The following is a 24,042-nucleotide window of genomic DNA, read 5'->3' as shown; positions in this document are numbered from 1 at the left end:
GCGTACGCATAAGGAGAGATGATGCTCGATATTCGCTATCGAATCGACCGGATGAAGGTACTGCATGCCCTGAGGGAAAGCGGCCCCACCGAGACCCAGGCGCAGCGGTTGGACGAGCTATACCAGGCACGAGATGAAGACGGGATGTTTGCCCTCCTGGAGGTGGCGACGCTGACCCCGCCGGCCAGAAAGACGTTCGAGGTCATCAGGCAGGCTCGGCTGGTTGGGGAGCGGCTGACTGAACTGGGCCGGACCATCCCGCTTCCCCACGAGAAGATTCAGGAACTCTACCCGCAGATGCGCGACATCAAGCTTGAATACGAGCGGTTGACCACAGAAGCTGACCGGGCCATGACGCGGGTCTAACACGCAGAAATCAGACGAAATGAAGAGAGTGGAGGATGCAGATGGAGGCGGCGGTCGTCATTTACGGAAAGGATACCTGACCCTACACCTCGGCGGCTCGGGAGGAGTACGCCAAGCGAAACGTCCCGTTCACCTACCTCAACGTCAAGAACGACCCAAAGGCTCTGGCGCAGATGTTGGAGGTTTCGAAGGGTTCGCGCGAGGTTCCCGTCATCATCGAGAAGGGCAAAGTGACCATCGGGTTTGGCGGGACCTGAGCAGTCTAGAGGCGCCAACGGTCGTTGGCGTAAGTGAGGAAGAGCTATGAAATTTGAAACGCGTCGCAGCCTCAGTATAGTCTTAGGGTTAGTCCTGCTTGCAGTCTCCATGGTCATGATGCAGTACCTTGTAAAGCTGTTAATCTGGTGGGGATAAACTGCTAGCTCCGGGTTCCGACACCCCCGTAGTAGACAGATGCGCAGTGCACTTACCCTTCCGGATTTCCTGGACCCTCCCCTTCCGCTCCCGTCCAACTCGACCCGGACCGCATGGACTTGCCCCGGAAGATCCTACATCAATGAGAAGTCATCCATCGAATAAATCTGCAGCACATTCGACTACGTCATGTTAAAGACCTATCACACATTGCTGCCGATAAAAGGGACCCGAAGCCCTAATCGGGTTGACGCGGATTACCCAGGGGCGTATCCTCTGCATCCATGAATGCCACACAAATGAACACAATTGACGCAATGAACGCCGCACGCAACGAACGCGTAGGAGAGATGGGGACACTCAAGGCGATTATCTTTGACGTGGATGGGACGCTGGCCGATACGGAGAGGAATGGGCATCTGGTGGCCTGCAACGAGGCGTTCGCGCGGATGGGGTTCGGCATTCGCTGGAGCTGGGAGGAGTTCAAGGAGCTGCTGAAGATCCCTGGTAATGCCCGGCGGATGCGGCTGGCGCTTTCGACCCGGACATCGCTCTCCGAGACCGAGATCGACCGGATTGTGCCGGAGCTGTTTGCGCTGAAGAAGGAATTCTACCTGAAGCGGGTTGGTGAGCTATCGCTTTACCCCGGTGTGGCCCGGATCATCCGTGAGGCGACCCTGCGCGGTGTTCGACTGGCGATCGTGTCGGTTACTGATGAGGATCAGATCTTCGCGCTCCTGAAGGCGCAGATCCCCGAGGCGCTCGGTGCCTTCGACCCGATTTTCGGCCAACAATCCGGCAAGAAGGACTCGGCCCTCTATGCTCGGTGTGCTGCGATGCTCGGATGCGATGCGTCGGAGGTCCTGGTCATCGAGGACTCCGAGAAAGGTTTCAAAGCGGCCAAGGGAGCCAGTTTGCCCTGTGTCGTGGTCTATAATGAGTATACGCGCGGCCAGGACTTCACCGGCGCCGAGCTCGTGGTCCGGAGCCTGGAATATCTGACCCTCGACCTCCTGGAAAGGCTCTGTCTGGGCTGACCAGGAAGCGCGCGATCGCATGTGCGGGATCGATCCTTGACATCGTCAAGGGCGAGATGTATGAACTGTATCAAAATTGAATTGACGTCGATTAAGAAAATCTCCCCTCGCCCCTCTTTTCCAAAGAGGGGTACATCCTCCCTTTGGCAAAGGGAGGTCAGGAGGGATTTTTCGATACCGTAAAGTTATTATTTGGAGACAGTTAGTAACTGTATGCATAGCACATCACCGTCTGCTAATGGGGTAGCGATGGTCATCGGGGTCCCGAAAGAGATCAAAGAGGCTGAGAGCCGGGTGGCGATCATACCGGCCGGCGTGCAGGCCCTGCGGGCGCATGGACACAGGGTTCTGATTCAGCGAGGGGCCGGGGTCGGCTCTGGCTTGCCGGACGAGACCTACGCCAGGGCAGGGGCGGAGCTGGTGGGCGATCCGAGCATGATCTATGGTGAGGCTGATCTCATCTACAAGGTCAAGGAACCTAGCCCTCCAGAGTGCGAGATGCTCCGGGAAGGACAGGTGCTGTTCACCTTCCTGCATCTGGCCCCCACGCCTGAACTCACCAAACGGCTCCTTGCGCGGCGGGTGGTGGCCGTGGCCTATGAGACCGTAGAGACGCCGGAAGGCAGAAAGCCACTGCTCGAGCCGATGAGCGAGATCGCTGGACGGATGGCTATCCACATCGGGGCGTACTATCTGGCTACCCCACATGGCGGACGGGGTGTGCTGATCGGTGGAGTGCCCGGGGTCCCCCCCGCCACCGTGGTGATCCTTGGCGGCGGAACCGTCGGGGCCAACGCGGCGAAGGTGGCGGCGGGCATGGGCGCCTGGGTCTATCTGTTGGACGTGGACCAGGCCCGCATGCGCTACCTGGACGAGATCCTTCCCGAGAATGTGACGACCCTCATTTCAAACCAGATGAGCATCGAGGAGTGCGTGAAGCGAGCCGACATCCTGATCGGGGCCGTCTACGTCTCTGGGGCCAGAGCCCCCAAGCTGGTGACCGGAGAGATGGTCACGCTCATGAAGCCGGGATCGGTCATCGTCGATGTGGCCGTCGACCAGGGTGGCTGCATCGAGACCAGCCGCCCCACTTCCCACAGCGATCCTGTCTATGTAGTGGATGGTATCTTGCACTACTGTGTCGCCAACATGCCTGGCGCCTTTGCCAGAACCTCGACCTTTGCCCTCACCAACGTCACCCTTCCCTACGTCCTCCGGCTCGCCGACAGTGGGTGGCGCCGGGCCATTCTGGAGTGCCCGGAGCTTTCGCTGGGACTGAATGTCGCCCTTGGCCACGTCACCCATCCCGCTGTTGCCGAAGCGCATGGCCTGGCCTACCTGCCGCCCCTGCAAGTGGCGAAGGGCTAGCGCGAGGCGATCGCCCCCTATCTATGACCTCTCAGACGAATCGGCATGATGTCGGCTCCCATGTGGCGGCTGTCTATAACGCCATGCTGGCGGAGTACGACCAGATCGAGGACCAGTTTTATTTCGCCGAATGCTACCAGGTGTACAGGGAGTCTGTCGAACGGATCGTCCGCGAGAGGCCAGATGGTATGGCGCTGGACCTTGGGTGTGGGACGGGGAAACAGACGGTCCTGCTGGCACCGCGGCCCGGGCGGGTGGTCGGGATCGATATTTCAGATCAGATGATCGAGGCGGCGCGCAGGCGATGCAATGGCCGGCCTAACGTCAGCCTTGTGACCGGCGACATCACGAAACTACCGTTCGAAGATGGATGCGCCCAGGCCATGGTCGCCTATGGCGATGTCATCGGCCACAACTTCACCGCGGTTGATGTGGTGCTGCGAGAGATGGTTCGCGTCTGCGCACCGAGTGGCCTCATCTCGTTCGAGGTCGATTCGAAGTGGTGTCCTGACCTGCTCTACCTCCCGAAGGAGCTGTGGCAGGCCATGACGACTCGAGGCGGGCACCTGCGGGAGTGGAAAGAGATGCAGTTTAAGACCTTCACCTGGCGAGAGCTTACGCGCCTCCTGCAGGCACACGGTCTCAGGCTTGTTGATGTCCGGAGCATGAACATCCTGACCATGCTGTTCCCCCCATCGCTACTTTTTCGCAGGAGGCAGGATGCCCCTCGCTTCAATGCCCTCTTCCGCCGCGTGATGGCGCTCGACTTGGCACTGGGAAAGTTTCTGCGGTGCGGTTCCACCAGAATCGTGACGGTAGAGAAACCGTGAACGGTGCGGGGTGTGGCGTGCGCGAAATCAACGACTAAGGGCCTACAACTTAAGCAGCGTCAAAAAATAACCTGTACATATTCATGATCCGAAAAGGTTCTGGGCGCCTTGATTCGGTCCATGCGCAACGGCTAACAGCCTTCAGCCTTCAGTCTATCTACCTTGTAGTTACGATACACCATTATCTCGCCCGCGACTCCGGATACTACGGGTTCAAGACCCCACCGCGGTGCCTGGCCCTTACTGCGCGCGCCCTGAATTCCCTTGACAGGGATGACGACGTGGGGTAGATGAAGGAAGTTGCAATCCGTTCAGAGTAGACGGAGGCTAGAATGGCGAAGGTCCTCAGCATCATCCCCGAACGGTGTACCGCCTGTCGAGCCTGCGAGCTGGCCTGCTCGGTGAAGCACTACGGCGAGTTCAACCCCAGCCGATCGCGCATCAAGGTCAGCATCTTCCTTGAGGAGGCGGTCTACATCCCCACCGCCTGCACCCAATGCAGTGAAGCCTGGTGCGCGAAGATCTGCCCCACCACCGCCATCCTTCGCAACGACGACTACATGGCGTACTACGTCGTCGACAACAAATGCGTCGGCTGCAAGATGTGCGTCCTGGCCTGCCCTTTCGGGGCGATAGAGCTGTATGCAGACCACGGTAAGGCCGAGAAGTGCGATCTCTGCCTCTCTATCGACGGCGATCCGGAGTGCGTGAAGTTCTGTACGCCGAAGGCGTTGCTCTTTACCGATGAGGACGCGGGTCCCAAGGCCAAACAGGCCGCCACCGCCCTTCGGATGAAGGAGGTCTACAAGGAGATGGCAGGCTGATGGGCTGGACAGGCACGATCCTCAGGGTCAACCTGAGCAACGGTAGCGTGGCGAAGGAGCCGCTGAACCCGCAGCTCGCCAGGGCCTACATCGGCGGTCGGGGCCTGGCGACGAAGATCCTGTACGATGAGATCGACCCACGGCTCGATCCCCTCGGACCGGCCAACAAACTGATCCTCGCCACCGGCCCGCTCACGGGCACGAACGCCCCGACCGGCGGCCGGTACATGGTGGTGACCAAGTCGCCGCTTACCGGCGCGATCGCCTGTTCGAACTCGGGTGGATATGTCGGGGCGGAGATGAAGTACGCCGGCTACGACCTGGTGATTGTGGAGGGGAAGGCGCCACATCCGGTTTATCTCTGGGTCAATAATGATAAGGTGGAAATCCGGGAAGCGGCCAAGGTCTGGGGGAAGTCCACCCACGAGACCGAGGATATCCTTCACAATGCCACGAATGCCGAGGCCAAGATCTGTAGCATCGGGCCTGCGGGTGAGAAGCTGAGCCTGACCGCCTGCATCATAAATGACAAGCATCGCGCGGCGGGTCGCTCCGGGGTGGGCGCGGTGATGGGATCGAAAAACCTGAAGGCGGTGGTCTTCCGGGGTACCCAGTCGGTTAAGGTCGCCCAGCCCCAGGCGTTCATGGGGGCGTGCCTGACAGCCGTAGCAAAGCTTAAGGGGGACCCGGCAGCGGGAGCGGGGCTGCCGATGTACGGTACCCCAGGGATCGTGAACGTTATCAACGCGCATGGCTTCATGCCGACCAACAACTTCCAGTTCGGCCAGTTTGCCGGCGCCGAGCGGATCAGCGGCGAGACCATCCGTGACGAGATCCTGACTCGGAACAAGGGCTGCTTCGCGTGTACCATTGCCTGCGCGCGGGTGACCGAGGTCAAGGCTGGAAAGTTCAAGGGATCGGGTGAGGGGCCGGAATACGAGACCGTCTGGGGCCTCGGCGCCATGACCGGTGTCAGCGACTTGGCGGCGGTCACCAAGGCGGGCTACCTGTGTAATGAATTGGGGATGGACACCATCGAGGCGGGGGTGGCCATCGCTACCGCCATGGAACTGTTCGAGCGGGGCTACATCCCGGAGCGGGAGATCGGCCGCTCGCTTCGTTTCGGCGATGCGGACGCCCTGGTGGAGATGACGGAGAAGCTGGGGAGGGGAGAGGGGTTTGGCGCAATCCTGGCCTTGGGCGGGGCGCGGGTAGCCGAGCGGTATGGCCATCCCGAGCTGTTCATGGGGGTGAAGAAGCAGGCATTTGCCGCGTACGACGGCCGCGGCGCCCAGGGGATGGCGCTCGGGTATGCCACCTCTAACCGAGGCGCCTGCCACCTGCGTGGCTACACCATCTCGGCTGAGGTGTTCGGCGTTCCGCTGAAGGTGGATCCGTTCGCTATCGAAGGGAAGGCGGCAATGTCCAAGGCATCCCAGGACGTCACCGCTTTCGTCGATTCGACCGGCGCCTGTCTGTTCACCACCTTCGCCCTGGAGCCCGCTGATATACATGCTATGTTGGAGCTTGCGACGGGCGTCGGTTATACGCTGGGAGAGGTGATCCAAATCGGTGAGCGGATCTGGAACCTCGAGCGGCTCTTTAACCTCAGGGCCGGATTAAGCGCTAAAGACGATACCCTGCCCCGTCGCATCCTGGAGGAGCCGATTCCAGCCGGACCGGCCAAGGGGAAGGTGGCCCGCCTCGGCGAGATGCTCCCGGAGTACTATCGCCTTCGAGGCTGGGACCCGCAAGGGGTACCAACACAAGAAAAGCTGAGAGAACTGGGCCTCTAGTAGAGCAGGGTATAGGGTTTAGGGTGAAGGGTTTAGCAAGGATATGACGGATTTTTGGGAAGTTGTTCTTACCCTATACCCTCTACCATGTCCCCTATACCCTCCAAATCAGACCAGAGGCCGAAAATGACTTGAAGTAAGCGTTTTCCTGTAGGGGGTACTTTATGGGATATGTTCATGCAGAGATAAAGTTAAAAAATCCTCGGCTGCCAAATCTCAAAATAATTACAGTCAAGGCAATGGTTTATACGGGGGCTTTGACTTTATGTATTCCGGATCACATCGCACTTCAACTCAAGCTAGAGATTAATAGCCAGCGTGAGGTAACAACCGCAGATGGTAGAAAACAAATGGTTCCTTATGTTGGTCCAATTGAAATACTTTTTGAAAACAGAAATTGCTTCGTTGGAGCATTAGTTTTAGGTGATGAGGTTCTTCTTGGCGCTGTTCCAATGGAAGATATGGACTTAATTGTATCTCCAGGTCATAGAAAACTAATAGTCAATCCAGATAGTCCAAATTTTCCACATGCATTAGTAAAATAAATGCTTCACGAATCAATTCAGCGGACGGCAAAAAGCGCCGATGCTGATTTCTGGCGTTAGGCGCCTTCTTGAAGCATTCCGTACAGCACCACAGAGGAATATCTCAGAATGCTACTGTTCACTGAGGCTCTCGCAACCATTCACCCTTGGCGAGGGGTAATTGTGGTTCGACAGGCTCACCACGAACGGCTAAAGTTGAAGACACTTCTTGTTGCCGGATAACCAGTATGGGTAAACTTCATCAGGTGATTGTCGGGGCCAGCGCGGCCGGCCTGGCTGCCGTAGAAGCGATCCGGCGAGTAGACCAGGACTGCCCCATCACGGTCGTCTCGAAAGAACTGTTGCCGCTCTATTCGCGGGTCGGCCTCACGCACTTCATCTCCCGCGAGGTCGGCTATGATGGGATGCGGATGCGGGACGACGGGTACTTTGACCGGATGAAGGTGCGGGGGGTGATGGGGGTCGCTGCCATCTCCGTCGATCCAACCGCCCGCCTGGTGAGGCTGAGCAACGGTGAGAACCTGGCGTACGACAACCTGCTGGTGGCGTCGGGCTCTCACGCCGTGATGCCACCGATCCCGGGGACGGATCTTCATGGCATCTACCCCTGCATCACCAACAATGATGCCACACAGATCGACGAGGCGATCCCTCGCACGAAAGAGGCTGTCGTGATCGGGGCTGGCCTGATCGGGATCCAGGTGGTGGATGCGTTCGCCCGTCGCGGTTTGAAGACGACTGTCATTGAACAGATGCCGCACGTGATGCCCGCCATGGCCGATGCGGTCTCGGCCGCGATGGCGGAGGGGGCGCTTCGGACAGCGGGAGTGACCGTCAGGTGCGGTGTCAGGGCGACCGAGTTGCTGGGCAATAACGGCCAGATCACCGGCGTGCGGGTTGAAAGCGGGGAGGTGCTCCCGTGCCAGCTTCTGGTGATGGCCGCCGGCGTCGCGCCCAATATCGACTTCCTCGATAGGACCGGCGTTACGATCCATCGTGGGGTATCCGTAGATACCTACCAGCGGACCAGCCTGGAAGGGATCTATGCCGCCGGAGACGTCGCCGAAACGGTCGATATGTTCAGCGGCGAGCGGGTGATGAACGCCATCTGGCCTGAAGCGCTGAACCAGGGGCGGACGGCCGGGCTAAATATGGCCGGGGTTGCCACGACTTACGAAGGGTCGATGGCGATGAATGTGACGACGGTCATTGACACCCCGATCGCCTCAATCGGTATGTGGAATCCACCGGATGGGGAACCGTATCAGATCCGGGAGGTCCGGGACGACCTGAAGCGGATCTACCGTAAGCTGGTCTTCACGGGAGAACAACTTGTTGGCGCAATGCTGGTGGGGATGATCGAGGACGCTGGCATCCTCCATAACATGATTCGGACCCGGACCACCTTCACCTTGACGCCGGACCACCTGGCGCCAGCCCCCGTTCGATGGGGAACTGTTCTGCGCGCGGTCGATAAGGCCGGCAGGGTGTGAAGATCGAGGTGGCGCTGTACGCTACGTTATCTCAGTACCTGCCGAAGGGCTCCCAGAGCCATAAAGCGACCATGGAGTGTGCCGATGGGGTGACGGTCGGACAGGTGATCGACCAGCTAGGCATCCCCAAGCCGCAACCCACGATGGTCCTTATCAACGGCCTCCACGCCGGCGAAGACACCCCCCTCAAGGAGGGAGACCTCCTTGCCCTATTCCCGCCTCTGGCCGGTGGGTTACCGATCGTCCTGCCCAGAAGGCTGAACAGTCTGTAGGTGTTCATGGGCCTTCACCAGGAGATCCCGGGAGTTCTTGAAGGTCAACCGCGCCATGGCGAGGTCATATGGAAGCCAGTCGAAACCGATATGTTCATGGGAAAGGCTGATCTCGGACTGATCCGTTTCTGCGAGAAAGTAGATGACGGTCTTGAAGATCCCGATCCCTTTATGTCGAAAAAAATACCGGAGCGTCTGCTTGTAGCCGTCTACAAAGCATGCCTCGGAGATTCCGGTCTCCTCCTTCAGCTCACGCTTGGCTGTTTGCTGTGCGTCTTCGCCAGTTTCGATGTGCCCCTTGGGAAAGTCCCAGTGGCCTGATCCGTAATGGAGAAGCACGTAGTGCGGCTCCGGCGCTCGCCTGAACAGGATTACCCCGGCCGAGATCTCACGTGGCATATCACCCCAATCTTGCTTAATCCGCCCCCTCTGGCACGAATGCGGGCGCCTGAAATCAGGCGCTATTTCCCGCTTCCCTCAGAGCACCCATTATGCTATATACTACCACATGAATGAAAGGGCGGTTTCAAATCCCCCGTTTAAGGTCTATGGCATCAATTTGGTGGCCCGGATGCTTCGTGAACCGCCGGATGTCCTGACGCTCCACTGCCCACGGGGCGCCTCCATCAGATACGGCCAGGTTGTGATGGCCGGTGACGGCTTCGATGAAGGGTCCAGCTCCTTCCGAGAGATGCCCCCGTTCGAAGCGATCGTCGCCTTTGAGGAGGCATCTGAAGGCGTGGAAGGGCACTATTTCTACCGGAATAACGAGGAGTACCGGATCCTCTCGCTGGATTCGATCATCATCGCCTTCCCGCAGCCGTAACTAGCCTTATCTCGGCGAAAGCCCGTCATTGATCTCCTTTGGCCCAGCCTCTCTCCCTGACCTCTGTTCGTGTTCGTTCTAACCTACCCCTGCCCCTACCCGTCCAGCCTCCTATAAAACTTTTGGCTCTTCCGAATTTTCCGTGGGTCAACTGCTGTCCGTCATTTCGCCTGTCTGCGTACGGACACACACAGGCATGGGCGTGACAAGCCTGCCCCATACTTGATACGGGGGGAGAATCCAGGTCTCATCCGTCATTCCGGCGAAAGCCGGAATCCAACTCCTTACACGAGTTCCGCACGCGGGCCCCTTCACTGGATACCGGCTTCCGCCGGTATGACGAACTCCTCCTCCTGCCCTAGGGAGTAGAGAAATCCTTTTACTCACGCTCACTCCGGAAGAACCAAACTTTTATGGTGAAGGTTTTCCTGCCAGCAGCTTCTCGATCTCGGCCTTGGTGGGTAGTGATTCTTGCGCACCGTGCTTGGTCGTGGCCAGGGCGCCGGCTGCGTTTGCAAAGCGTACGGCGTCCTCTAATACTAGTAATCGATCTGTGTCGAGTGCATCGGCCCGGGGCTTCCCAGCCAGGACCGCGGCCAGCGCACCGTTGAACGCGTCACCGGCGGCGGTTGTATCGACGGCCTCGACCGGGACGGCCGGCAGATGTCGCACGACCGATGCTGTGCACAGCAGCGCCCCCTGAGGTCCAAGCGTCACGATGACGACTTGAGGGCCACGCAAAAGCAGCGCCTTGGCCGCTGCCGTAGCGCTGGGCAGGTCGAAGACCGCGATCCCTGTCAACGCTTCGGCCTCGGTCTCGTTCGGCGTCAGCAGATCGACGTGACGGAGGAGATCGTCCGATAAAGGGGATGCCGGCGCCGGATTCAAAATTGTCATCATCCCGTTGGCCTTGGCGAACCGAAACGCCCGCTCGACGGTAACGATCGGAATCTCGAGTTGCACAAGCATGACGGTCCCATAGGCCAGGAAGGGTTCGTACTGCTCAATGGCCTCCGGTAGGAGCAACTGATTGCTGCCAGGAGCCACTGCGATCTGATTTCGCCCCTGTCGATCAACAACGATCAGGGCGACACCCGTCGGGGCCGACTCGTCCCGGAGCAGACCATTGGCCGGAAGTCCCGCCGTGACGAGGTCTCGACAGATCCGATCACCAAAAGGATCACGCCCGACCTTCGCCAGGAACCGGACCTCGGCTCCGGCCTTGAGCGCCGCAACGGCCTGGTTCGCCCCCTTGCCTCCGTTCGAGAGGAGCAGTTCTCCGCCGAGGACCGTCTCCCCTTCCCGCGGCAGTCGGGCGACAGTCACGGTCAGATCAAGATTCGCGCTGCCGATCACGACAACCTGTCTGCTCAGGCAGTCGGCCGGCATATCCGCTCCAAGAAAAGGGCCATAAACCGTCCGGCATCCACCTCCATACACACCTGCAGGTTCGGCGGCTTTTTCCATTCCTCCTTGAGGGGACGCCTGTCGGCAATCGTCATCCCTTGAGCTGGACCGTCGCCCGTCTCCACCTCGACATGCAATGGCCGGCTGCTGACAAGGGATCGATCGATCGCAACGCCAACCGCGAGCGGGTCGTGGAGTGGGATCGCGGCATACCCCGTCCGCCGCTGTTCAACGCCAAACAGTCGCTCAGTGGTATCGCGGACGAACTGGGTCACGCGACTGTCGATGTGCCGGACCACCGCGTCGATCAGCTCAGCCGTGAGCATGACCCGCTGCGTGACATCCAAAGGGATGAGGGTGATCGGCAGGCCGGAGGTGAACACGAGCTTGGCGGCATCGGGATCGGTGTACAGATTAAACTCCGCCCCTGGTGTCACGTTGCCCGGCGCCTGGATCGCCCCGCCCATGACGATGATCTCTTTGACCTGCGCCATCTGCGTCGGGGCCGCCTGGATCGCCATCGCCAGGTTGGTCAGCGGCCCAAGACAGATCAGGACGATCTCCCCCGGGGCGGAACCGATGATCTCAGCGATGAGGGCCGGGGCGGGTTGTGGTTCGGGGAGTTGTTGTGGTTCGGGGTATCGGGGTATCCCTTCCCCCGTCTTGAAACGAGATAACTCTCCCAGACCGTCCTCGCCGTGGTAGTCCTGGGCTGGGCGCAGCTTCTTTTTCAGGGGGCCTCTGGCACCGACCGCCACCGGTGGTCCGGGACTGCGACCCATCACGTCGAGGACCATACGGGCGTTCCGCGCCGCCTGCGCCACCGGGACGTTGCCGGCCACGGTCGTGATTGCCTCGACAGAGAGCTCTGGGGAGGCGAAGGCGAGGATCAGCGCCAAGGCATCGTCGATGCCAGGATCGGTGTCGATGATCACGCGAGTTGGGGGCATCCGCTCTGCTCCTTTGCGGCCATTGTAATCGAGTTTGGCCCGGCCTGCTATCCTCTTGTTGACACCCACTACGCTCGTTCCCTATGATGCCGTCATGTTGCCGTCTTGTACTGGATCGCAAGGATGTTGGCAGCACCAGGGCATAATTTCGGCGCATAAGTTTTCGCTTGCGCTCTTGGCGGGCAATGGAGTAAACCTCTACCGTTACTGCCGGCATATTGCGGACTGTGCGCCGGTTCGTTGAGGAGCGTTGAAGATGAGCCCAAAGGTTACTATCGACCGTGGCAAGATCGCTGATTTCTGCCGACGATGGAAGATTACCGAACTCGCATTCTTCGGCTCTGTGCTGCGTGACGATTTCCGCCCGGATAGCGACGTCGATGTCCTCGTCACCTTCGCACCGGATACCAAATGGAGTCTCTTTGATCACGTGGCCATGGAAGAAGAGCTATCCACGCTTGTCGGCCGCAAGGTTGACCTGGTTAGTCGTCAGGCAATAGAACGTAGTTCCAACTGGATCCGCCGGAAAGCCATCCTCGATGGCGCGGAAGCGTACTATGCCTCGTGATGATGCCGCGATCTTAGATATCTTGAAGGCAGCTAACCTGGCGCTCGCATTCACGGGGAAATTGGATAAGGCTGCGTTTCTCGCTGACCTAAAAACCCAGTCGGCAATCCTACACCAGTTGCTCGTGCTTGGAGAAGCGGTCAAGCGGCTCTCTGATGCGTTTCGCACCAAATATCATGGGGTTGCCTGGAGTCAGATCGCCGGCATGCGCAACATACTCATTCATCAGTACGATCATGTTGATCTCGATGAAGCTTGGCAGACTGTTTCTGTGGACGTTCCAACTCTCATTGCCTTGTTAGAACCGCTGGCTCCACATGAGGGTGGCGAATGACCAGACATCGAAAGACCGACTGCACGGCATTTAGGGTAGGCGAGCTACATGTAGAAACGTTCGACCCCGTAGGGGCAGGGCTTGCCCTGCCCCAGGGCGCGGCGAGCAGCGCCCCTACATAATGCGACCATCTGACGCGATTGGCCGCGGCCTCCGCCTGTACTTTAAAACGCTCAAAGTATTACATAATCGCGATGCAGCGCCGCTATACGCTCCCCGGTACTCCTACCAATATGAAGCCCCATACAGGTTGATCAGAGCCGGCTCGCTAAGGTACAGTTTTTGCTTGCACTTTAGGCGCTCAATAAGGTAGACCTCAGTGCAGAACATGGGCTGGCCCAAGTTGGACCGCGCGTAAGCTCGTTGAGGAGCGTTGTACATGAGCCCTAAAATCCCGATCGACCGCGACAAGATTGCGGAGTTCTGCCACCACTACCACATCCGTAAGCTAGCGTTCTTCGGCTCCGTCCTGAGGGATGATTTCAGACCAGACAGTGACGTGGATGTGCTGGTGGAGTTCGAGCCTGGTCACGTTCCAGGACTGAAATTCATTCAAATCCAGGACGAACTTTCAACGATCCTGGGAGGGTGGAAAGTAGACCTCGTGACGCCCAAGTTTCTCAACAGGCGTATCCGAGACCGCGTGCTGGCCAGCGCCGAGATACAGTATGCAAAAGGATGACCTCGTCTTTCTGGGGCACATGCTGGATACCGCCCGCAAAGCGCTCGACAAGATACAGGGGAAGAGCCGGTCGGATTATGACGCCGACGAAAATCTACGTTTGGCCTTAGCTCACCTCATCCAGATTATCGGCGAAGCAGCCCGGCGGGTTTCGCCGGAATGGCATACAGCTCATCCGGAGATCCCATGGTCGGAGATCATTGGGATGCGTCACAAGGTCGTGCACGATTACCTGAACGTAGACGAGGATATCGTCTGGGAAGTGGTGACGAGCGATCTTTCAAGACTCGTGGCGGCCCTTGAAAGGATTGTCCCGCCTGATGACGTGGATGCTTGAGTGTCCACAAGCGCCATCGGTCGCGATAGAGTTTTCCTAATGTGAGAACTGCATTGAGGACTCACAGCGGCTGGCGGAAGGGCGCGGCATAGCCGGTCATCTCTAGGTAGCCCACACCGGAGATCGGTAGGTCACCCGCAGTCCCAGACGCTGAAACCGACCCCTCCCAGTAGGTGACCTGGGTGCTGCCGCTGGTGTTCAGCTCCTGATCAGGGAACGCAACCTGTACAGACAGGTAGAGGCGTCGGCCGGGAACCTGAATCCGCCAACGGATCGGGTATCGGCCGCCGCTCTTAGGGCTCTGCCAGACCTCTTGCGGTGTGAGTCGAAAGGCGCTGAAGGGTAGATGCTCAATGCGCCCATCCGGATAGATCAGGCTCCCGCTGGAGTGGGGGTCGGGGCGACCATCCGTCAGGCGGAGCTGGTAGAGCATCAGATCTACGCCATCCGTCAACTGGATCGCGAACCAGTCCCATCCGACTTGCGACGCGGTAAACTGGTTACTCCCGAACTCATGATCCATCCATGTTGATCCGGTCACGGTCTGCGGCCTTCCTGCGAAGGTCAAGGTGCCGTTGGTGGTCATCCTGGTGAGCGAGTAGTAGTGAGAGGCATGGCCTGGCCCTGACGCCTTTTGGATTACGCCATTACTGCCATGAATTGCGGGCGGTTTCGTCGGGATCATGGTGAGGTCGATCGCATACCCGGGAGCGTGAGCGGTTAAATGCTGGGCCTTCCCATCTCCACTGGCTTCCCACGGGCCGTTCCAGACCTTGAATCCTTTGGTCAAGGCGCCGGCCGAGTCCAGGGCGCCGCGGCTTCGGCGCTCCCGGTATTGGAAGCGGCGGTGCGTGAGGTCCGAGATGGCGAAGTGGGCTAGATGCAGGTCGGCAACTGCCCAACGGGATCGGCTATTGCCGCGTAGCGCAGGATCGACGCCAACCCGAAAGAAGGTCAGTTGGTAGCCGAACCGCTGCCCATCCTCGGTCTGCAGATGGCCCGAATAGTACCACCACTCGGTTTTGAAGTCGGGATGCGAGGCATGGTCTTGCGGAAAGGCGAATCGATAGCCAGGAAGCGCCCGCCGAAAGACCCCTTCCGCCTGCGCCCCAGTCCCGCTGAGCAGGCAGAGAAGCGCCACCACCGCGATCCTGAATCCCCTACCCCTCATACGCCACCGCTGCGGCGATGTTCAGACGGGCTGCTCGCCTTGCAGGCAGGTAGCCGGCCAGCAGGGTCGTGCCGAGCGCGATGATCGACGACTTGATGACGACCCACCAGGAGAATTGAAACTGGATGGTCCAGCCAAACGACTGCTTGTTGATAACGTAGATCAGGATGAGCGAAAGAGCGATGCCGGCAATCAGGCCAAGCAGATCGGCCAACAGGCCAAGTAGTCCCGCCTCCCACAGGACGATCCGCATAAGCTGTGCTCTCGTCGCCCCGACCGACCGTAGCACGCCGATCTCTCGCTGGCGGCTGACTACCGAGGCCCACAAGACGTTGAAGATCCCGAGAATGCTCACCAGGATCGCGATCAGTTCCAGGGCGCGCGCCACCGCAAAGGTGTTGTCAAAGATCTCCAGAACCCTGGCCTTCAGCGCCCTGTTCGAGTTGAGCGCGATCGCGCCATCCTCTCCTGCAATCGTCAGAAGCTGCCGCCGTACTGCGGCCTCGTTGGCGCCAGGCTGAAGATAGATCGCCAGGATGTCGGCTCCCTGCCCGCCTCCCGTCCTCGCCCAGAGGCCCCGATCCATCACCACCTTGCCGCCATCGGTTGAGTAGTCATAGAAGACCCCGATGATCGGGGGCTCGACCCGGCCTGAGGGGAGATGGAGGGGTAATCGGTCCCCCTCGGTGAGCCCTCTGGACAGCGCAAGGCTCTCTGAGATGATCACCCCGTCCTCAGCCTTCGCACGCCGAAGGATCGTAGCCGACTCCCCCCTCCTGAACAGGAGCCTGCCGTATCGCGCCGCCACTTCAAAGTCCCCCGCTGCGAGCAGCCCCTCCTGCCCAAGCAGATCCACCCGCTGGCCGATGAACGGGTCGAGGGCAGCGATCCCTGGGGTCCGGGCAGCGCCTTCGATGAAGGTGTTAGGAAGCCTTGCCTGGCTTCCTTTCACGAAGCGGGCAGCCGGCGACACCATGATGTCGGCCCTGATCGTCTGCTCCACCCACAGTTCCACCGTCCGCCGGAAGCTGCCAATCATCAGGGTCAGCCCAACCAGCATTGCAATGGCGGTCATCATTGCGGCGACCGCGACCGCACTCCGCCCGACCTGCGAAGAGAGGTTGCCGGCTGCAAGCGTGAGCAGTGGAGCCCGTCTCCCCCTACAGAGGGAATGAATGCCTGTCCCGGTGAAGCGCAAGAGCAGGGGGGTGAAGCATGCGACGCCAAAGATGAGGCAGGCCAAAGAGAGATAGCCGAAGAGGGGAGCGCCACCAACCGGACCCGGACGAGTCAACAGGAAGGAGGCGGTGAGCAACAGGAGACCGCCCAGGAACGCGAGCGGGGAGCGGCGCGTCCAGGTCCTTTCGAGGGAACCGAGGTGCATCGCGTCCTTCGGTGCGATCCGGCTCGCCGCATAGGCAGGTGCGAGGGAGGCCAGCAACGCACCGGCGCTTCCCAGCCCGAGCGCTATGAGCAGAAGGATTGGACTGATCTCGATCTCTTCTACCCGAAGGTAGGCATAGAGGGTCGAGACCGTCCTTGAGACGCTCTGCAGGAGTACCCGGCCAAGCAGCATCCCGCCGCCGACTCCAAGCAGCGAGCCCAGGAGCCCCAGCGCCATCCCTTCCGCAGCAAAGAGCGCTGCCACCGCACCCCGCGTGAGCCCGAGTGAACGGAGGATCCCGATCTGACGCCGCCGCTCCAGGACCGAGAGGGAGACGGCATTATAGACCAGGAATAGACTGACCAGCAGTGCGATCGCGCTCAGGGCGGTCAGATTCAGACGAAACGCCCTGAGCATCTTCTCCACCTGGTGGCCCCGCCGATCCGGTCGCTGAACAGTCAGATGCGGGGGCAGGACCTTCACAAGGCGTGCCCTGATCTCATCCAGCGGTACCTGTTCATCCGTCACCAGATCGATTCGGTCGAGTCGCCCAATCTTACCGAACGCCACCTGGGCAGCGGCGATGTCTAAGATCGCGATATTGCCGTCGAATGCACGGGCCGGCCCTTGCGGGGTAAGCAGTCCCTTGATGCTGAACCGCTGCCGCCTCGGCCCAACCAGGAGGGTCAGGCTTCCACCTTTCTGCAGTCCGTGCGCCTCTGCGAACGCCGCAGTCACAAAGATTGCGTCAGGGCTGAGCAGATCCTCAATCCCAGGCGGATGGTCGCCATCAGCCAGTCTGTATTCTCGTAACGGATCTTCGGCAAACAGATCGACCCCCATCAGCAGAAGGGCTTCGCCAGGACGATCAGCGACGGGAGCCACCATCTGCATGATTGGCGCGGCCGCCGACACCCCGTCCACCTGCTGCACCACCGGCAGGAGCCGCTCGTCGATTCCCAGCTCACCACTAAAGATCTCGATCGTGGCCCGACCTGCCACCAGATCGATGGCGCGCGCAAACGAGCGCAGGACGCTCTCGTTGGTTGCCTGGATTGCGGTAAAAGTGGCGACACCGATGGCGACGCCCGTCACGGTCACCAGTACCCTGACCGGGCTCGTCCACAGATGGCGAAGGATGATGAGCCGTATGACCGACCAGGTATGCATGTTAGGGCTCCGCGATCCCCTCTATTTTCCCATCGCGGAGGTAGACGATTCGATCGGCTCTTCTCACCGCCTCTTGGCTATGGGTAGCCATGACAATCGTCTGGCCGTGATCCCGATTCAACTCCTTGAGCAGATCCAGGACCGCTCCACCCGCCACCGAATCCAGGTTCCCCGTTGGCTCGTCGGCCAGGACAACCCGCGGCTCGGCCACAATCGCCCTGGCTATCGCTACCCGTTGCTGCTCGCCACCGGATAGCTCATGAGGCCAGTGCTCCGCGCGGTGCGTCAACCCCACACGCTGTAGCCCCCCCTCGACGCGCCCTTCGATTTCGCCGCGCTGCATCCCGTCTAATAGGAGGGGCAGGGCGACGTTCTCTCGTGCGGTGAGTGTCGGGAGCAGATTGAAGCACTGGTAGACGATCCCGACTTTTGTCCGACGAAGCCGCGTGAGGCGGTCGTCAGAAAGGGAATCGAGGCGCTCTCCCTCGAACCACACCTCGCCAGAGGTCGGACGGTCGATCCCGGCCATTAGATTGAGGAGGGTACTTTTGCCGCAGCCGCTCGCTCCAACCAACGCGATGAACTCCCCCTGCCCAATGGTCAGCGTAACCCCATCCAGGGCCCGGACCTCAACCTTGCCTAGCGAATAGACCTTTGCAATCTGCTGCAGCCTGATCATCCACGCTCCCTCACCCTGATCCAACCCATTATTACGCGTACCCTCCGCCGAGTCAACGCGCCCGCTCCTGGAGGGTCACGTACAAAAAGGCCAGGAATTCGATTGACAAGCCTACAGACGAATAGTATAGGTACTTTCATGCCGAAATAACCCGAAATTACTTTGCTCCTTACCCGTTTCCGTCTTGCCTGCTGGCAGGAGGCTATTCATCGTTTGTGTGGCGTGAATCGATCCAAGGTTGCGGCGGGCACTGCAAGTCGCTCCGCCGCAAGGGACACTTTTGAGGAGGCGAAAGCAAATGGGGAAACCATGGAGGTTCAGGAACATATCGAGCACGGGGCTGTTGTTGACTGTCGCGTTTCTGCTCTCAGGCTGTCCGATGCGTGCGGATCTTGCCGGTGAGGAGGAGGTCAGGTCTGCTGCGTCGGTTCATGAGCCACCGGCAATAGGAGCGCCATCTGCGCAACAACCGGCAGGGAAGGAGTCACCGCTCAAGGATATCTTCTTCGATTTCGACAAATCGACCATGCGCGACGATGCAAAGCCAAATCTCAACGAGGATCTTCAGTGGCTTAACGCCAATCCGACGGCGCAGATCACGATCGAAGGCCACTGCGACGAACGCGGGACGGCAGAATATAATCTGGGCCTGGGCGAACGCCGGGCTACGGCTATCAGGGACTACCTGGTGGCGGCGGGAATCGATGCCAGGCGTATCAAGACCGTGAGTTTCGGGAAGGAACGCCCGTTCGTCCTGGGTCAGGATGAGGCGGCCTGGGCATGGAACCGAAGAGCGCACTTTGTGGTGGGCGGGCGGTAGCACCACGAAGCTATGGGCGGAAGAAGACGAGGGTGACCAGGAGAAACAGGGGAAGGAGGATGCCGATGGTATACTTCATGTACCCGAAGAAAGACGGCATCTTGATCCCGGCCTCTTCCGCGATCGCCCTGACCATGAAGTTGGGGCCATTGCCAATATAGGTATTCGCTCCCATGGAGACGGCGCCAACAGAGATCGCTGTCAGGAGCGCCTCCCCATGTAGGCCCCCAGTTGTGGCCCGCAAAAGCTGGTCCAGACGTGCGGCTTCCGTCCCCATCAGGCCACTGGCCATCGAGGCGAAGGTCAGATAGGTCGGCGCGTTGTCGAGGAAGCCCGAGAGGCTCCCCGTCACCCAAAAGAACTGCCACGGGTGCGTGAGGCCGAGATCGCCTCCCCGAGCCTCCAGGATGGCCAGAGCAGGGATCATCGTCGCGAAGATCCCTGCAAAGATCACTGCCACCTCCACAATGGGGTAAAAGGCGAAGCCGTTGACATCGCGCGTTTCCCGGCGTGTCATCAGCATGGACAAGCCTGCGAGGATGCCCATCCCCACCACCTGCCCTCCCCGTCGCGCATACTCGGACTGAAGACCGATCTGGACACCGAACCGCCCAACAACAAAGGCCACCATGAGTACGCCCAGTAATAGCAGGAAATTGACCTTGCCTTCCACGCTCAGCTTTTCCTGAACCCCGAGATCCTCCCTTACGGCCCCTTGGTGTGTCGCTCGCTCGGCCTCAAACCAACGTCGGTCCCATACGTAGAAGATGATGAGCAGCGCCGTGATCATCAGGAGCCAGTGAGGCAGCAGTTTCAACGTCCACTCGAACGGCACCCCTCTAAGAAAACCGAGAAAGAGCGGCGGATCGCCGAGTGGGGTGAGTAGCCCGCCGATATTCGAGACGATGAAAATGAAGAAGACCACGATGTGCGCCCGATGCCGACGCCGCTCGTTGGTGCGAAGGATCGGACGAATCAGAAGCATTGAGGCCCCTGTGGTTCCGATGAAGTTCGCTAGGATAGCCCCCATCGCCAGGACGACGGTGTTGGTGAAAGGGGTCCCAGGCAATGAACCTCGCAGGTGAATTCCGCCAGAGATGATAAACAGGGCCGCGAGTAGGACGATAAACGCCGTATACTCAATCCCCGTCTCGATGAGGCGAGAACTATCCAACCTGAAGATGTAGAACAATACGGGAAGTGCGAAGGTGGCGCTGACGAGCCCCTTGTTGAGGTTGGATTCCCACCAGCGTGGAATAAGCAGCGGCAGTACCGCAATGGACAGGAGCAACAGGGCGAATGGGGCCACCCAGACCAGCCCAAGCTGATGACCCAATGGCGTCCCACCCTCCTCCGCAGCCGCGGCGAAACCCTGCATGGCCAAGAGTGCCAGTGCCGTCAACACCGGTTTCACGCGCCCGGTTTCACCATACCAGAGTTGACGTGAAAGTCAAAGCGCTTCCGGCGTTATGCGGTGGATGCTCCTCTTCACATCCCCTCTCAGCACACCAACGAGGTTGCTGTGCTATACTGATTTTTCTGAAAAAGCATTCAGCAATCAACACTCAGCCGTAGCCGTAGGTCGGGTTAGCGCAGCGTAACCCGACAACTCGGCTGTGCATGGCTACGCGTCAGGATGGCAAAGTCGATGAACGGGATCTTCAGGGTCGCCCACCTCTCTGATCTGCATCTCACTTCACTGGTTGACGTCAAGATCCGCGATCTCCTGAACAAACGCGCGCTCGGTTATCTGTCCTGGCGGTTCCGGCGTCGTCATGAGCACGCACCTGAGATCTTAGCTGCTCTGCTTCACGATCTGAGTGAGCAGGCGCTGGACCACATCGTGATTACGGGTGATCTGACCCAGATTGGCCTCCCCGGTGAATTCCAACAAGCTCGACAATGGCTGGAGACCCTTGGTTCACCGACTGACGTGACCGTTGTCCCGGGTAACCACGATGCATACGTCCGCACTCCGTGGACGGACACCTTCGCTCTGTGGGCACCCTATATGGCCTCCGATCTGGGATTGCAGACTGGAGAACAGCAGGCGCCAGACCGTACACTCTTTCCAAGTGTACGTGTGCGCGGGCATGCCGCTCTGATTGGAGTGACCTCCGCACACCCGTCCGCTCCTTTTTTCGCCACAGGAAGCCTGGGGGCTGCACAGATGGACAGACTCGGCGACATCCTCGATCTCACCCGCCGACAGGGCCTGTTCAGAATCCTCCTCATCCATCATCCCCCTATAGAGTCCATGGTCGCGTGGCGAAAACGACTCACCGACGGGGCCGCCTTGGGGGCCATTCTCGCTCGGCACGGCGTGGAGATGATTTTGCACGGACATACTCATCATTCTTCCGTGGCGTACCTTCCCGATGTGCGAGGCACTATTCCCATTATAGGAGTCCCTTCTGCCTCTGCGCGCGGTGCAAAGCCGGAGCATCGTTCGGGGTATCATGTCTACGAGGTGCGTCCGTCGTCTAACGGATGGGAGGTCCGAACGTCGTCGCGCGGCTACTCCCCGGGGAACCACTGTTTTTTTGCAGGGGATCAGCGAGTGATAATGGTGGCGGGTTCGGCGACGGGTTCACCGTACACGACGGTACACCCACACAGTCACCCCACCCAGCACGGCCAGCGGGCTTAACACGGTCAGCGCCGCGTTCAGATGCAAGATGGCTCCAAGATGGGCTACAGAAAGGCTGCTCAGGTGAAAGGCAGCCCCGACCAGCGATCCGTGAAGGATTCGCTTGCCCGCCGTCGCCGTCCGAAGGGGACCGAGCACAAAGGGGATAGCAACGAGTACCATCATCAGGGTCGATAGGGGCATCGTGATCTGCTGCCATAACCTGATCTCTAAGCGTTCTGCGTCCTGGCCGGTTTTTTTCAAGAATGCTATATGCTGGCCGAGGGTCGAACGGGACAGAATCTCTACTGGCAGGACGAGCAACTCCACCTGCGCTGGTGTCAGTGCTCCAGCCCATGGAAGACTGGCAAGGCGTTTCGTCACGACCCGTTCCGCCTCGGTTATTTGTTGCACCACATTCAGAAGTACCCACCCTTGCGAATCCTTGGGATCGGCTCGCTGTGCCCACGTTACCAGGCGTAACCGGTCGTGGTCGTCGAAATCGTAGATCTCGACATCGGAGAGAATGCGACCGGGCAGCACCTGATGTACCCGGATAAATTGCTGCCCATCGCGCGACCAGAATCCCTGCTTGGTGTGCAGAGCTTCCGGATTCGAGATCGCTTGGATGCGACGCGTGTAGGCGAGCTGATCCGTGGACGGAGCCACCCACTCCTGCACCCCTACCACTACGAGCATGAGGAGGATGCCGGTCACGGTCACCGACCATCCGATACGCAGTGGCGAGGTGCCCAAGACCTGCATCGCGATGAGTTCATGACTACTCGCTAATTCGCCAAGGCCGATGATGCTCCCCAGGAGGGCAGTCGCCGGCGCCAGTTCGATCATCCGGCTCGGCATCGTCAATAGGACGTTCAGGACCGCGTCGGACAGCGCGTAGGTGCCGCGCCCTATCGAGTCCAACTCGGTAACGAATGCCATCAGGCTGAATACAGACAACAGGACGGCCATCACAAGGGCATAGCTCCTGATCACCCTGAGCCAAATATGGCGATCGATTGTACTCATGGATGCGTTATCCCTCTCCACAACAGGCCTGCAACCAGGACCCCCAAGAGAAGGTGGACCCACCAGATACCCGGAACAGCGCTCACAGCCCCCTGCGCAACCCATGTCCTCGCCATCATGTTCAGATTATAGAAGATGACATAACACAGCACCGACACGAACAGCTTGGCATACTTGCCCTGGCGTGCCTTGGCACGACCGAGAGGAAAGCCCAGCAATCCCATCAGAAAGGCGGCCACCGGGGTTGACAGTCGCCATTGAAACTCCGCGATATCCTTGGGCGAATCTGAGCGGGCTAACTGCCAGGTTGGGGCGGCTTTTCGCTTGAATTCCTCCGAGGGGGCATGCGATTTCTCCCACTCGAGAACCAGCCCGTCAGATGCGGCATGTCTCACCCTGCCCTGATCTCGAGAGATCTCATAGATTTGTGCTCCAGAACAGACCAGGGTCTGGCCCGCACTCGTCTCCACCGGCCCAGGGTAATAACCCTCCTCCGCCCGGATAAGTCGAACCAGATCCCCCGACCGAGACTGGATAAAGACCTTCTGCATTCGGCCACTGCTCTGGTCGCGATGTTGAAAGAACAAGACAGTGCCGGAGGAGTTTTCGTAGAAGTGGCCCGGCTTCATATCGTTCAGATCGATATCGGTAACCGCTTGGTGTTCCAGGCGATAGCGGGTTTGGTTGGCCCATGGTCGCGCATAGATGGACAGACATGCCACGATCCCCGCTACGACGAGAGAACCCGCGAACACGATGCGTATTATCCGTGTCGGACTGACACCGGAACCAAAGAGGGCGGTTATTTCGGAATCGGTGTAGAGACGTCCCAGGGTCACGACAATCGACAGGTGCAGCGCGATCGGCAGCAGGATCTCCAGCGCGACCGTAGCCCTGACCAGGACCAGCGGCAGGACGCTTTGGGCGGGCATGACGCCGTCAGCTACCTGATTCAGATAACGGATGGCCGTAAAATTGGCAAACAGCAGTAACAGCCCTCCGCAAAAGATGAAGAGCGGCTTGGCGATTTCCCGGGTAAGATATCGATCGAGTATCGACATGGTTATGAAGTGTTCAGCGATCAGCCTCGGATAAAGTGAAGGGGCGTATC

Annotated in this window: 26 protein-coding genes; 17 read left to right on the top strand and 9 right to left on the bottom strand. The window is 59.5% G+C overall.

Going from position 1 to position 24,042, the window contains the following annotated elements:
- The first annotated feature begins 18 nt into the window (after positions 1 to 18).
- The 10 genes from CLG94_RS06050 (at position 19) to CLG94_RS06005 (ending at position 8,945) form a co-directional block, all read left to right on the top strand.
- Positions 19 to 366, top strand: coding sequence for a hypothetical protein (locus CLG94_RS06050; protein WP_133174651.1), 348 nt, complete (start codon positions 19 to 21; stop codon positions 364 to 366).
- A gap of 41 nt (positions 367 to 407) precedes the next feature.
- Positions 408 to 623 (top strand): UXX-star selenoprotein family 1, encoded by a 216-nt coding sequence (uxx1, locus tag CLG94_RS13770; RefSeq protein ID WP_107562028.1) that lies wholly within the window; start codon positions 408 to 410, stop codon positions 621 to 623.
- Between the two features lie 456 nt (positions 624 to 1,079).
- Positions 1,080 to 1,817 (top strand): HAD-IA family hydrolase, encoded by a 738-nt coding sequence (locus CLG94_RS06040; RefSeq protein ID WP_161954052.1) that lies wholly within the window; start codon positions 1,080 to 1,082, stop codon positions 1,815 to 1,817.
- A gap of 249 nt (positions 1,818 to 2,066) precedes the next feature.
- A complete protein-coding gene (gene ald, locus CLG94_RS06035; RefSeq protein ID WP_107561956.1) occupies positions 2,067 to 3,185 on the top strand; it encodes an alanine dehydrogenase in 1,119 nt (372 codons plus the stop codon).
- Positions 3,186 to 3,208: 23 nt separating this feature from the next.
- Positions 3,209 to 4,015: a class I SAM-dependent methyltransferase gene (locus tag CLG94_RS06030; protein ID WP_107561955.1), complete on the top strand. Its 807-nt coding sequence runs from the start codon at positions 3,209 to 3,211 to the stop codon at positions 4,013 to 4,015.
- Between the two features lie 332 nt (positions 4,016 to 4,347).
- Positions 4,348 to 4,839, top strand: a complete 492-nt coding sequence (locus tag CLG94_RS06025) for a 4Fe-4S dicluster domain-containing protein (protein ID WP_107561954.1) — start codon at positions 4,348 to 4,350, stop codon at positions 4,837 to 4,839.
- Entirely contained in the window at positions 4,839 to 6,635 is a 1,797-nt protein-coding gene (locus tag CLG94_RS06020; protein ID WP_107561953.1) for an aldehyde ferredoxin oxidoreductase family protein, read from the top strand. The genes CLG94_RS06025 and CLG94_RS06020 overlap by 1 nt, the downstream gene beginning before the upstream one ends.
- A 164-nt stretch (positions 6,636 to 6,799) precedes the next feature.
- Positions 6,800 to 7,180, top strand: coding sequence for a clan AA aspartic protease (locus CLG94_RS06015; protein ID WP_107561952.1), 381 nt, complete (start codon positions 6,800 to 6,802; stop codon positions 7,178 to 7,180).
- A gap of 227 nt (positions 7,181 to 7,407) precedes the next feature.
- Positions 7,408 to 8,673 carry an NAD(P)/FAD-dependent oxidoreductase gene (locus CLG94_RS06010; protein WP_107561951.1) on the top strand — a complete coding sequence of 422 codons (1,266 nt, stop codon included), beginning with the start codon at positions 7,408 to 7,410 and terminating at the stop codon, positions 8,671 to 8,673.
- Positions 8,670 to 8,945 carry a MoaD/ThiS family protein gene (locus CLG94_RS06005; RefSeq protein WP_107561950.1) on the top strand — a complete coding sequence of 92 codons (276 nt, stop codon included), beginning with the start codon at positions 8,670 to 8,672 and terminating at the stop codon, positions 8,943 to 8,945. The genes CLG94_RS06010 and CLG94_RS06005 overlap by 4 nt, the downstream gene beginning before the upstream one ends.
- Here the strand turns inward: CLG94_RS06005 and CLG94_RS06000 are convergent.
- Complete coding sequence (locus CLG94_RS06000) at positions 8,907 to 9,344, bottom strand: bis(5'-nucleosyl)-tetraphosphatase (protein WP_107561949.1); 438 nt, start codon at positions 9,342 to 9,344, stop codon at positions 8,907 to 8,909. The genes CLG94_RS06005 and CLG94_RS06000 overlap by 39 nt on opposite strands.
- A gap of 172 nt (positions 9,345 to 9,516) precedes the next feature.
- On the opposite strand from CLG94_RS06000, the gene CLG94_RS05995 reads away from it, so the two are divergent.
- On the top strand, positions 9,517 to 9,771 hold the full coding sequence (locus CLG94_RS05995) for a hypothetical protein (RefSeq protein ID WP_161954051.1): 255 nt from the start codon (positions 9,517 to 9,519) through the stop codon (positions 9,769 to 9,771).
- Positions 9,772 to 10,182: 411 nt separating this feature from the next.
- On the opposite strand, the gene rbsK is transcribed toward CLG94_RS05995, so the two are convergent.
- Together rbsK and CLG94_RS05985 are read right to left on the bottom strand one after the other, a co-directional pair.
- The gene (gene rbsK, locus CLG94_RS05990) at positions 10,183 to 11,160 is read right to left on the bottom strand and encodes a ribokinase (RefSeq protein ID WP_107561947.1); all 978 of its coding nucleotides are present in this window, start codon (positions 11,158 to 11,160) and stop codon (positions 10,183 to 10,185) included.
- Positions 11,142 to 12,128, bottom strand: a complete 987-nt coding sequence (locus tag CLG94_RS05985) for a nucleoside hydrolase (protein WP_107561946.1) — start codon at positions 12,126 to 12,128, stop codon at positions 11,142 to 11,144. The genes rbsK and CLG94_RS05985 overlap by 19 nt, the downstream gene beginning before the upstream one ends.
- Before the next feature lie 256 nt (positions 12,129 to 12,384).
- Here CLG94_RS05985 and CLG94_RS05980 point away from each other — a divergent pair, with 256 nt between their 5' ends.
- The 4 genes from CLG94_RS05980 (at position 12,385) to CLG94_RS05965 (ending at position 14,049) form a co-directional block, all read left to right on the top strand.
- Positions 12,385 to 12,696, top strand: coding sequence for a nucleotidyltransferase family protein (locus CLG94_RS05980; protein WP_107561945.1), 312 nt, complete (start codon positions 12,385 to 12,387; stop codon positions 12,694 to 12,696).
- A complete protein-coding gene (locus CLG94_RS05975; RefSeq protein ID WP_107561944.1) occupies positions 12,686 to 13,030 on the top strand; it encodes a HepT-like ribonuclease domain-containing protein in 345 nt (114 codons plus the stop codon). The genes CLG94_RS05980 and CLG94_RS05975 overlap by 11 nt, the downstream gene beginning before the upstream one ends.
- 379 nt (positions 13,031 to 13,409) lie before the next feature.
- The gene (locus tag CLG94_RS05970; protein WP_107561943.1) at positions 13,410 to 13,712 is read left to right on the top strand and encodes a nucleotidyltransferase family protein; all 303 of its coding nucleotides are present in this window, start codon (positions 13,410 to 13,412) and stop codon (positions 13,710 to 13,712) included.
- Complete coding sequence (locus tag CLG94_RS05965; protein WP_107561942.1) at positions 13,699 to 14,049, top strand: HepT-like ribonuclease domain-containing protein; 351 nt, start codon at positions 13,699 to 13,701, stop codon at positions 14,047 to 14,049. The genes CLG94_RS05970 and CLG94_RS05965 overlap by 14 nt, the downstream gene beginning before the upstream one ends.
- A gap of 61 nt (positions 14,050 to 14,110) precedes the next feature.
- Here CLG94_RS05965 and CLG94_RS05960 read toward each other — a convergent pair whose 3' ends face one another.
- The 3 genes from CLG94_RS05960 to CLG94_RS05950 are packed head-to-tail and all read right to left on the bottom strand — an operon-like array spanning position 14,111 to position 18,453.
- A complete protein-coding gene (locus CLG94_RS05960) occupies positions 14,111 to 15,220 on the bottom strand; it encodes a lipocalin-like domain-containing protein (protein WP_107561941.1) in 1,110 nt (369 codons plus the stop codon).
- Positions 15,210 to 17,774: an ABC transporter permease gene (locus tag CLG94_RS05955; protein ID WP_107561940.1), complete on the bottom strand. Its 2,565-nt coding sequence runs from the start codon at positions 17,772 to 17,774 to the stop codon at positions 15,210 to 15,212. The genes CLG94_RS05960 and CLG94_RS05955 overlap by 11 nt, the downstream gene beginning before the upstream one ends.
- A gap of 1 nt (position 17,775) precedes the next feature.
- A complete protein-coding gene (locus tag CLG94_RS05950) occupies positions 17,776 to 18,453 on the bottom strand; it encodes an ABC transporter ATP-binding protein (protein ID WP_107561939.1) in 678 nt (225 codons plus the stop codon).
- A 298-nt stretch (positions 18,454 to 18,751) separates the two neighbouring features.
- On the opposite strand from CLG94_RS05950, the gene pal reads away from it, so the two are divergent.
- On the top strand, positions 18,752 to 19,273 hold the full coding sequence (gene pal, locus CLG94_RS05945) for a peptidoglycan-associated lipoprotein Pal (protein ID WP_239993141.1): 522 nt from the start codon (positions 18,752 to 18,754) through the stop codon (positions 19,271 to 19,273).
- 10 nt (positions 19,274 to 19,283) lie between these two features.
- Here the strand turns inward: pal and CLG94_RS05940 are convergent, their stop codons facing one another.
- Entirely contained in the window at positions 19,284 to 20,651 is a 1,368-nt protein-coding gene (locus CLG94_RS05940; RefSeq protein WP_432264758.1) for a sodium:proton antiporter, read from the bottom strand.
- Between the two features lie 270 nt (positions 20,652 to 20,921).
- Between CLG94_RS05940 and CLG94_RS05935 the strand changes: the two genes are divergently transcribed.
- Positions 20,922 to 21,923, top strand: coding sequence for a metallophosphoesterase family protein (locus CLG94_RS05935; RefSeq protein WP_161954050.1), 1,002 nt, complete (start codon positions 20,922 to 20,924; stop codon positions 21,921 to 21,923).
- Here CLG94_RS05935 and lptG read toward each other — a convergent pair.
- Positions 21,864 to 22,931, bottom strand: coding sequence for an LPS export ABC transporter permease LptG (gene lptG, locus CLG94_RS05930; RefSeq protein WP_161954049.1), 1,068 nt, complete (start codon positions 22,929 to 22,931; stop codon positions 21,864 to 21,866). The two genes, CLG94_RS05935 and lptG, sit on opposite strands and share 60 nt — an antisense overlap.
- A complete protein-coding gene (lptF, locus tag CLG94_RS05925; RefSeq protein ID WP_107561936.1) occupies positions 22,928 to 23,992 on the bottom strand; it encodes an LPS export ABC transporter permease LptF in 1,065 nt (354 codons plus the stop codon). The genes lptG and lptF overlap by 4 nt, the downstream gene beginning before the upstream one ends.
- Between the last annotated feature and the right edge of the window lie 50 nt (positions 23,993 to 24,042).

This window comes from Candidatus Methylomirabilis limnetica (genome assembly GCF_003044035.1).
GTDB lineage: Bacteria > Methylomirabilota > Methylomirabilia > Methylomirabilales > Methylomirabilaceae > Methylomirabilis > Methylomirabilis limnetica.
This window is presented reverse-complemented; position numbering and strand designations above follow the sequence as displayed.